We start from the raw sequence: 7,702 nt of genomic DNA, 5'->3' as shown, positions 1-7,702 counted from the left end.
GCGTGGTTGCGACCATCATTGCCTAATTCTTAGCACAACTAGGAATTAACAATGTCCAAGCAAAAGATCCGTATCCGCCTGAAGGCATTCGACTACAAGCTGATCGATCAGTCTGCAGCCGAGATCGTTGACACTGCCAAGCGCACCGGCGCGATCGTCAAGGGCCCCGTGCCCCTGCCGACCCGCATGAAGCGCTTCGACATCCTGCGCTCGCCGCACGTCAACAAGACCAGCCGTGACCAGTTCGAAATCCGCACGCACCAGCGTCTGATGGACATCGTGGACCCCACCGACAAGACTGTGGACGCCCTGATGAAGTTGGACCTGCCCGCTGGCGTGGACGTCGAAATCAAACTGCAATAAGACCTGGGTGAGGTGATTTCACCTCACATCGGTTCTTCCTTTTAACGCGAACTTGCTTGAAAAAGCAGTTCGCGTTAAAATTTGGAGCTTCGCTAATTTCTAGCGGAGTTTTATCAACCTTCTTTCGTGCGCTTCAGGGCTTTCCTGGTTGGGCGCAACGCTGGGCCAATTGCAGTTACAGCGGCGAAAGTTTTGGAGAAACAAATGAGTCTGAGCAACTCCCTGGGGTTGCTGGGCCGCAAGGTGGGCATGATGCGTCTGTTCACTGATGATGGGGACGCAGTGCCTGTCACAGTGGTGGATGTTTCTAACAACCGAGTGACCCAGGTCAAAACCCAAGAGAACGATGGCTATGTGGCCCTGCAGGTCACATTCGGCGCACGCAAAGCTTCGCGTGTGACCAAGCCTCAAGCCGGCCACCTTGCCAAGGCAGGTGTGGAAGCCGGTGAAGTGACCCAAGAATTCCGCGTGACCGAAGAAACTGCTGCCAAGTACGCAGCAGGTGCAGTGCTGCCCGTGGCAGAACTGTTCGCCGTCGGTCAAAAGGTGGACGTGCAAGGCACCTCCATCGGTAAGGGCTTCCAAGGCACGATCAAGCGTCACAACTTCGGATCGCAGCGCGCTTCGCACGGTAACAGCCGTTCGCACCGCGTGCCCGGTTCCATCGGTATGGCACAAGACCCCGGTCGCGTGTTCCCCGGTAAGCGCATGTCCGGCCATATGGGCGATGCGACCGTGACCACCCAAAACCTCGATGTGGTTCGTATCGACGAAGCACGCCAACTGCTCTTGATCAAGGGCGCTGTTCCTGGCTCCAAGGGTGGCTTCGTGTCCGTGCGTCCCGCCGTGAAGGCCCAAGCTTCTAAAGGAGCGAACTAATGCAGCTCGAACTCCTGAATGAGCAAGGCCAGGCCGCATCCAAGTGCGATGTGCCTGAAACCGTGTTCGGCCGTGATTTCAACGAAGACCTGGTCCACCAGATCGTGACCGCCTTCCGTGCCAACGCACGTCAAGGTACCCGCGCTCAAAAGGACCGTGAGCAAGTGCGTCACACCACTGCCAAGCCTTTCAAGCAAAAGGGTACTGGTCGTGCACGTGCTGGTATGTCCTCCTCGCCTCTGTGGCGTGGCGGCGGTCGCATCTTCCCGAATCTGCCTGAAGAAAACTTCACGCAGAAGATCAACAAGAAGATGTACCGCGCTGGCATGGCTTCCATCCTGTCGCAGCTGGCCCGCGAAGGCCGTCTGGCCGTGGTGGACTCCCTGAAGCTGGAAAGCCCCAAGACCAAGGTCCTGGCTGACAAGTTCAAGTCCATGAACCTGGAGTCGGTGATGGTGATCGCCGAGGAAGTCGACGAGAACCTGTACCTGGCTTCGCGCAATCTGAAGAACGTGTTCGTGGTGGAGCCTCGCTACGCCGATCCCGTTTCGCTGATCCATTACAAGAAAGTGCTCGTCACCAAGGGCGCAATCGACAAACTCAAGGAGATGTTCGCATGAGCACGCTCAAGTTTGACGAAGGTCGTCTGATGCAAGTGTTGGTCGCTCCCATCGTGTCCGAAAAGGCCACCATGGTTGCCGAGAAGTCCAATGCTGTGACATTCAAGGTGCTGCAGAACGCTACCAAGCCTGAAATCAAAGCCGCTGTTGAACTGCTGTTCAAGGTGGAAGTGGCTGGCGTTTCCGTGGTGAACACCAAGGGCAAGACCAAGCGCTTCGGCAAGACCGTTGGCCGCCGCGACAATGTGCGCAAGGCTTACGTGATGCTCAAGCCCGGTCAAGAGCTGAACCTGTCTGGGGAGGCTGCTTAATCATGGCTGTTATCAAACTCAAGCCCACTTCGCCTGGCCAACGCGGCACGGTGAAGGTGACCCGCGATCACCTGTACAAGGGTGCTCCTCACGCCCCCCTGCTGGAAGCACAATTCCAGAAGGCCGGTCGTAACAACAACGGTCACATCACAACCCGTCACAAGGGCGGTGGTCACAAGCACCACTACCGCGTGGTGGACTTCAAGCGCACCAAGGACGGCATCCCCGCCAAGGTCGAGCGCATTGAATACGACCCGAACCGTACGGCCCACATCGCTCTGGTGTGCTATGCCGACGGCGAACGTCGCTACATCATTGCTCCTCGCAACCTGGAAGTGGGCGCAACCATCGTCAGCGGCTCTGAAGCGCCGATCCGCGTGGGTAACACCCTGCCGATCCGCAACATCCCTGTGGGTTCGACCATCCACTGCATCGAGCTGAACATCGGTGGCGGCGCGCAAATCGCCCGTTCCGCTGGTACCTCGGCTACGCTGCTGGCCCGCGAAGGCATCTACGCCCAAGTGCGTATGCGTTCGGGCGAAGTGCGCAAGGTGCACATCGAGTGCCGTGCCACCATTGGTGAAGTTGCCAATGAAGAACACAGCCTGCGCCAACTGGGCAAGGCCGGTGTGAAGCGTTGGATGGGTATCCGCCCGACCGTTCGCGGCGTTGCCATGAACCCTGTGGATCACCCCCACGGCGGTGGTGAAGGTCGTACCGGTGAAGGCCGTCATGCAGTTGACCCATGGGGCAATCTGACGAAGGGCTACCGTACCCGTAACAACAAGCGCACACAAGTCATGATTGTGTCGCGTCGCAAGAAGTAAGGGGTAGCAAATGACTCGTTCTCTCAAAAAGGGTCCGTTTGTTGACCATCACTTGTTGGCTAAGGTCGAAAAGGCCGTCACCACCAAGGACAAGCGCCCCGTTAAGACCTGGTCGCGTCGCTCCATGGTTCTGCCCGATTTCATCGGTCTGACCATCGCCGTGCACAACGGCAAGCAGCACGTGCCTGTCTACATCACCGACCAAATGGTAGGTCACAAGTTGGGCGAATTCGCTCTGACTCGTACCTTCAAGGGTCACCCCGCCGACAAGAAGGCCAAGAAGTAAGGAACGACCATGTCTGAAACACGTGCAGTCCTCCGTGGCGTCCGCTTGTCGGTTGACAAGGGTCGCCTGGTCGCGGATCTGATCCGCGGCAAGAAGGTGGATCAAGCTCTGAACATCCTGGCTTTCACGCAGAAAAAAGCTGCTGTGATCGTCAAGAAGGTTCTGGAGTCCGCCATCGCCAACGCTGAGCACAACGACGGCGCCGATATCGACGAACTGAAGGTCAAGACCATCTTCGTCGAACAAGGCACCACGCTCAAGCGTTTCACCGCTCGCGCCAAGGGCCGTGGCAACCGCATCAGCAAGCCTACCTGCCACATCTACGTGACCGTGGGTAACTGAGGCCTAAAGGAAGAATATGGGACAGAAAATCCATCCTACCGGCTTCCGTCTGGCGGTGAGCCGCAACTGGGCAAGCCGTTGGTACGCAAGCAACCGTGATTTCGCCGGCATGCTGGCCGAAGACATCAAGGTTCGTGAGTACCTGAAGGCCAAGCTGAAGAACGCCGCTGTGTCGCGCGTCCTGATCGAGCGTCCTGCCAAGAACGCCCGTATCACCATTTTCTCGGCTCGTCCGGGCGTGGTGATCGGCAAGAAGGGTGAAGACATCGAGAACCTGAAGAAGGAACTCGCTACTCGCCTGGGCGTGCCTGTTGCTGTGAACATCGAAGAAGTGCGCAAGCCCGAAATCGATGCCAAGCTGATCGCTGACTCGATCACCCAGCAGCTGGAAAAGCGCATCATGTTCCGTCGCGCCATGAAGCGCGCCATGCAAAGCGCCATGCGTCTGGGTGCCCAAGGCATCAAGATCATGTCGTCGGGTCGTCTGAACGGCATCGAAATCGCACGTACCGAGTGGTACCGCGAAGGTCGCGTGCCTCTTCACACCCTGCGTGCGGACATCGACTATGGCTTCTCTGAAGCCAAGACCACCTACGGCATCATCGGCGTGAAGGTCTGGGTCTACAAGGGTGATACCTTGGGCCGCAACGATCTGCCCGCCGTGGAAACGCCCCGTCCTGACGACGAGCGTCGTCCTCGCGGTCCTCGCCGCGACGGTCGCCGTGACGGCGGTCGTGACGGTGCAGGCCGTGGTGCTCGCCGCCCTGCCGGCGGCAACGCGGCTCCTGCTGACGGTAGCGACAAAGCTGCCGCCGCTGGCGCTGACTCCGTTAAGCGCGTTCGTAAGGCTGACGCGCCCGCTACAGCAGCGGACGGTAAAGGAGAATAAACATGCTGCAACCTGCACGCCGCAAGTTCCGTAAGGAACAAAAGGGCCGCAACACCGGTATCGCTACCCGTGGCAACTCCGTTGCCTTCGGCGATTTCGGTCTGAAGTCCACGGACCGTGGCCGTCTGACGGCCCGCCAGATCGAAGCCGCACGCCGTGCGATTTCCCGCCACGTGAAGCGTGGTGGCCGTATCTGGATCCGCGTGTTCCCGGACAAGCCAATCTCTACCAAGCCCGCAGAAGTGCGTATGGGTAACGGTAAGGGCAACCCCGAGTACTACGTGGCCGAAATCCAGCCCGGCAAGGTGATCTACGAAATCGTAGGTGTGCCCGAAGAGCTGGCCCGTGAAGCGTTCCGCCTGGCTGCTGCCAAGCTGCCGCTGCGCACGACCTTCGTGTCCCGTCAAATTGGTGCTTAAGGAGATCAACATGACGAAATCTGCTGAACTCCGCCAAAAAGACGTGGCTGGTCTGGAAACTGAAGTGAAGTCCCTGCAAAAGGCTCATTTCGGTCTGCGCATGCAGAAGGCCACGCAACAACTGGGCAACACTGCGACCCTCAAGGCTACCCGCCGCGACATCGCTCGTGCCAAGACCATCCTTGCTGAAAAGCAAGCCGCCAAGTAAGGAGCCGACATGACGGAAGCTAAAACATCCCTCAAGCGCACCTTGATTGGCAAGGTGGTCAGCGACAAGCGTACCAAGACCGTGACGGTCCTGGTGGAACGCAGCGTGAAGCACCCGATCTATGACAAGATCGTGGTGAAGTCGAGCAAGTACCATGCTCACGACGAGCAAGGCCAGTACAAGACGGGTGACACCATCGAGATCACTGAAAGCCGCCCTCTGTCGAAGACCAAGAACTGGGTGGCTACCCGCTTGGTGCAAAAGGCTGGTCTGGTCTAAGCATTCACCCGCTTTGACAGCAAAGTCTTAAAAAGCGACCCACAATGTGGGTCGCTTTTTTGTTTCCGGGACTTGCGTGCATGTCGCCGCAGGCTGGATTCACTTCATGACAAAGGACGCACCATGATCAAGGTTGGAGACACACTGCCCGCATGCAAGCTGATGGAATATGTGGAAGTGGAGGGCAATGGCTGCAGCATCGGCCCGAATCCGGTGGAGCTGCCCCAGGCGCTGGCAGGCAAGACGATTGCCCTGTTTGCCGTGCCCGGCGCTTTCACGCCCACCTGCTCGGCCAAGCACCTGCCTGGCTACATCGAGCAAGTGGAAGCCTTCAAGGCCGCCGGCGTGGATGAAATCTGGTGCGTGGCCGTCAACGACGCCTTTGTGATGGGGGCCTGGGGCCGCGACCAGCAGGCTGGCGGCAAGGTGCGCATGATCGCCGACGGCGATGCCGCGTTCGCCAAGGCCATCGGCCTGACGCTGGACCTGAACGGCAAGGGCCTGGGTCTGCGCAGCAACCGTTACTCCATGCTGGTCAAGGACGGCAAGGTGGTGAGCCTGAACGTGGAAGGCCCAGGCAAGTTCGAAGTCAGCGACGCTGCAACCCTGCTGGGCCAGGCCAAGGCCGCCTGACGCTGCGGGGCCTCGCGGCTCCCTCCCCCAAAAACGCCACAGCTGTGGCGTTTTTTTATGGGCCGCTCAGGCTTCAGTCTCCGCGGCCGGTGGTCGCTTCAGAGAAGAGGAGGGCGCGCCGTTGTCCAGGATGGGGGTGGTCCAGCGGCCGGTCTTGAAGACATCGGACACGCCGCGGTTGCGGGCCTCCTGCTCCACGGTCTTGCGCCAGTCTTCCAGTAGCTGGGTGCGGCCGGCAGTGTCCTGCATCAGCAGGGCGGTTTTCAGGAAATGCATGAGCCGCGTGACGGTCGAGGAGGGACGGGCATCCGGGCGCATCCAGCGGTAGGCGGCAGAGCTTTCCGCGCCGAAGTAGGTGGCGAAGCGTTTGGGTTCCACATCGGCCACCTCGTTCATCAGCGCGAACATTTCACCCGCCGTGGGCTGGCGCGGCACGACGGCCAGTTCGGGGTGCTGCGCCAGAAAGCGCACCAGCAGGGCCAGGGTGGGGTCCTTCACCGGCTCGTCCGGGGCCTGGCGCACCACCTGCATCCAGCGCGTGATGGACATGCTCAGCACCCAGATGATGTCATTGGTCAGCAGACCGAATTCCTGACGGACGGCATCCAGATCGCGGCCCAGGACGGGGCGGTTTGAGGGAATCATTGTGAGAGAATGTTAAGAATTTACAAATTATTACCAGTTTCACTGCACTTTTGGCAGGGACGGCATCTGAGCTGACATGCTGTGCCGCCGATTGCGAGCAAGCTAGTCGAATTATTCCAAAATCGAGACAAATTTAGCATTGCAAATATACCGTGCGTCAGTGCGTATATTCGCCTTGCCTGTAACAAAACGTTTTCCGAATGCCCCATAACGCTACCTCCCGTGTCCAGCTCACGCTGCTCAGCCTCATCCGTGTGCATGGCCAGCAGGTACAGCCCATGGTGGGTACCAGCCGGGTGTGCGAGCGAGGGGACGATGTGCACCTGGTCGCGGGCTCCATTCCGTTTCACGACCGGGCCATGGACGCCCGGGCCCCCACACCGGGCAAGGGTCTGCTGGCCTTGTTCGGCATCCGGGATGCACTGGACGAGCTGCAGCACTGGCGCACCGTGGCGCGCAACTCACAGGCCCAGTTCGCCTACCTGCAGCTGCAGGTGGAAGTGGGCACGCCGGCGCAGGGCGCTGTCACGCGCCAGATGCTGCGGGAGTGCGGTGCCCAGCTGCGCTTCCTGAATGTGCGCCGCAGTGCGGCCGAGTTCCAGAAGGAAGCGCTGTCCCGGTTTGCCGGCTGGGTGGCCGAGGAAGGCGGAGACCCGGGGCGCGACATGGCGCATGTGCGGCAGATGGCCTTGCGCCCGGATCTGTTCGAGCGCCTGTTGTACGAGGATGCGGACCTGCAGCACATCGATGTGATGGTGCTGCCCCTGGCCGACTGGCCCGATCCGGCGCGCGTGCGCCAGGTGGCCTATGTGCGCGCCGGAACGCCGCTGATGGCCCAGGTGCAGGGCAGTGACCGGATGCAGGTCCATCTGCCCGGCTGGATGGCGCAGAGACACGGGCCGGAGCAGGACATGGCCTACCTGCCTTGCTGCGAGGACGGGGCGGCTTAGGACCACCGCACCGTTTGCGGCGGGCGCGGAGCACTCCTGCATCCGCCGCCG

The 7,702-nt window shown here is 60.0% G+C and carries 14 protein-coding genes; 13 read left to right on the top strand and 1 reads right to left on the bottom strand.

All coding sequences use genetic code 11. The annotated features are described in order from the left end of the window. Positions 1-51 precede the first annotated feature (51 nt). The 12 genes from rpsJ to B3349_RS15250 all read left to right on the top strand — a co-directional run bounded on the left by rpsJ (position 52) and on the right by B3349_RS15250 (position 6,056). On the top strand, positions 52-363 hold the full coding sequence (gene rpsJ, locus B3349_RS15305) for a 30S ribosomal protein S10 (protein ID WP_003059431.1): 312 nt from the start codon (positions 52-54) through the stop codon (positions 361-363). A 204-nt stretch (positions 364-567) separates the two neighbouring features. Then, entirely contained in the window at positions 568-1,242 is a 675-nt protein-coding gene (rplC, locus tag B3349_RS15300) for a 50S ribosomal protein L3 (RefSeq protein WP_291590008.1), read from the top strand. Further along, on the top strand, positions 1,242-1,862 hold the full coding sequence (gene rplD, locus B3349_RS15295; RefSeq protein WP_066541974.1) for a 50S ribosomal protein L4: 621 nt from the start codon (positions 1,242-1,244) through the stop codon (positions 1,860-1,862). The genes rplC and rplD overlap by 1 nt, the downstream gene beginning before the upstream one ends. After that, positions 1,859-2,173, top strand: coding sequence for a 50S ribosomal protein L23 (gene rplW / locus B3349_RS15290; protein ID WP_066541973.1), 315 nt, complete (start codon positions 1,859-1,861; stop codon positions 2,171-2,173). The genes rplD and rplW overlap by 4 nt, the downstream gene beginning before the upstream one ends. Positions 2,174-2,175: 2 nt before the next feature. Continuing rightward, positions 2,176-3,000, top strand: a complete 825-nt coding sequence (gene rplB / locus B3349_RS15285) for a 50S ribosomal protein L2 (protein ID WP_066541971.1) — start codon at positions 2,176-2,178, stop codon at positions 2,998-3,000. A 10-nt stretch (positions 3,001-3,010) separates the two neighbouring features. Further along, positions 3,011-3,286 (top strand): 30S ribosomal protein S19, encoded by a 276-nt coding sequence (gene rpsS, locus B3349_RS15280; protein ID WP_291590005.1) that lies wholly within the window; start codon positions 3,011-3,013, stop codon positions 3,284-3,286. Positions 3,287-3,295: 9 nt separating this feature from the next. Further along, the gene (rplV, locus tag B3349_RS15275; protein ID WP_020229468.1) at positions 3,296-3,628 is read left to right on the top strand and encodes a 50S ribosomal protein L22; all 333 of its coding nucleotides are present in this window, start codon (positions 3,296-3,298) and stop codon (positions 3,626-3,628) included. Between the two features lie 16 nt (positions 3,629-3,644). After that, entirely contained in the window at positions 3,645-4,517 is an 873-nt protein-coding gene (gene rpsC, locus B3349_RS15270) for a 30S ribosomal protein S3 (RefSeq protein WP_066541967.1), read from the top strand. Positions 4,518-4,519: 2 nt separating this feature from the next. After that, positions 4,520-4,936 carry a 50S ribosomal protein L16 gene (rplP, locus tag B3349_RS15265; RefSeq protein WP_066541965.1) on the top strand — a complete coding sequence of 139 codons (417 nt, stop codon included), beginning with the start codon at positions 4,520-4,522 and terminating at the stop codon, positions 4,934-4,936. Positions 4,937-4,946: 10 nt separating this feature from the next. Continuing rightward, positions 4,947-5,144, top strand: coding sequence for a 50S ribosomal protein L29 (gene rpmC / locus B3349_RS15260; RefSeq protein WP_066541986.1), 198 nt, complete (start codon positions 4,947-4,949; stop codon positions 5,142-5,144). A gap of 9 nt (positions 5,145-5,153) precedes the next feature. Continuing rightward, positions 5,154-5,423: a 30S ribosomal protein S17 gene (gene rpsQ, locus B3349_RS15255; RefSeq protein ID WP_291589998.1), complete on the top strand. Its 270-nt coding sequence runs from the start codon at positions 5,154-5,156 to the stop codon at positions 5,421-5,423. A 123-nt stretch (positions 5,424-5,546) separates the two neighbouring features. After that, on the top strand, positions 5,547-6,056 hold the full coding sequence (locus tag B3349_RS15250) for a peroxiredoxin (protein WP_291589996.1): 510 nt from the start codon (positions 5,547-5,549) through the stop codon (positions 6,054-6,056). 66 nt (positions 6,057-6,122) lie between these two features. Here the strand turns inward: B3349_RS15250 and B3349_RS15245 are convergent, their stop codons facing one another. Then, positions 6,123-6,701 carry a hypothetical protein gene (locus B3349_RS15245; protein WP_066541962.1) on the bottom strand — a complete coding sequence of 193 codons (579 nt, stop codon included), beginning with the start codon at positions 6,699-6,701 and terminating at the stop codon, positions 6,123-6,125. A gap of 200 nt (positions 6,702-6,901) precedes the next feature. Between B3349_RS15245 and B3349_RS15240 the strand changes: the two genes are divergently transcribed. Next, complete coding sequence (locus B3349_RS15240; RefSeq protein ID WP_291589994.1) at positions 6,902-7,651, top strand: hypothetical protein; 750 nt, start codon at positions 6,902-6,904, stop codon at positions 7,649-7,651. The last annotated feature ends 51 nt before the right edge of the window (positions 7,652-7,702 follow it).

Origin of the sequence: Comamonas sp. UBA7528 (assembly GCF_002479375.1) — a bacterium.
Classification (GTDB): domain Bacteria; phylum Pseudomonadota; class Gammaproteobacteria; order Burkholderiales; family Burkholderiaceae_C; genus Comamonas.
This window is presented reverse-complemented; position numbering and strand designations above follow the sequence as displayed.

Bases quoted from the DNA above. Each gene is read 5' to 3' on its own strand.
- rpsC (WP_066541967.1), top strand. From the start codon at position 3,645: ATGGGACAGAAAATCCATCCTACCGGCTTCCGTCTGGCGGTGAGCCGC.
- B3349_RS15245 (WP_066541962.1), bottom strand. From the start codon at position 6,701: ATGATTCCCTCAAACCGCCCCGTCCTGGGCCGCGATCTGGATGCCGTC.
- rpsQ (WP_291589998.1), top strand. From the start codon at position 5,154: ATGACGGAAGCTAAAACATCCCTCAAGCGCACCTTGATTGGCAAGGTG.
- rpsS (WP_291590005.1), top strand. From the start codon at position 3,011: ATGACTCGTTCTCTCAAAAAGGGTCCGTTTGTTGACCATCACTTGTTG.
- rpmC (WP_066541986.1), top strand. From the start codon at position 4,947: ATGACGAAATCTGCTGAACTCCGCCAAAAAGACGTGGCTGGTCTGGAA.
- B3349_RS15240 (WP_291589994.1), top strand. From the start codon at position 6,902: ATGCCCCATAACGCTACCTCCCGTGTCCAGCTCACGCTGCTCAGCCTC.
- rplD (WP_066541974.1), top strand. From the start codon at position 1,242: ATGCAGCTCGAACTCCTGAATGAGCAAGGCCAGGCCGCATCCAAGTGC.
- rplB (WP_066541971.1), top strand. From the start codon at position 2,176: ATGGCTGTTATCAAACTCAAGCCCACTTCGCCTGGCCAACGCGGCACG.
- rplV (WP_020229468.1), top strand. From the start codon at position 3,296: ATGTCTGAAACACGTGCAGTCCTCCGTGGCGTCCGCTTGTCGGTTGAC.
- rplP (WP_066541965.1), top strand. From the start codon at position 4,520: ATGCTGCAACCTGCACGCCGCAAGTTCCGTAAGGAACAAAAGGGCCGC.
- rpsJ (WP_003059431.1), top strand. From the start codon at position 52: ATGTCCAAGCAAAAGATCCGTATCCGCCTGAAGGCATTCGACTACAAG.
- B3349_RS15250 (WP_291589996.1), top strand. From the start codon at position 5,547: ATGATCAAGGTTGGAGACACACTGCCCGCATGCAAGCTGATGGAATAT.
- rplW (WP_066541973.1), top strand. From the start codon at position 1,859: ATGAGCACGCTCAAGTTTGACGAAGGTCGTCTGATGCAAGTGTTGGTC.
- rplC (WP_291590008.1), top strand. From the start codon at position 568: ATGAGTCTGAGCAACTCCCTGGGGTTGCTGGGCCGCAAGGTGGGCATG.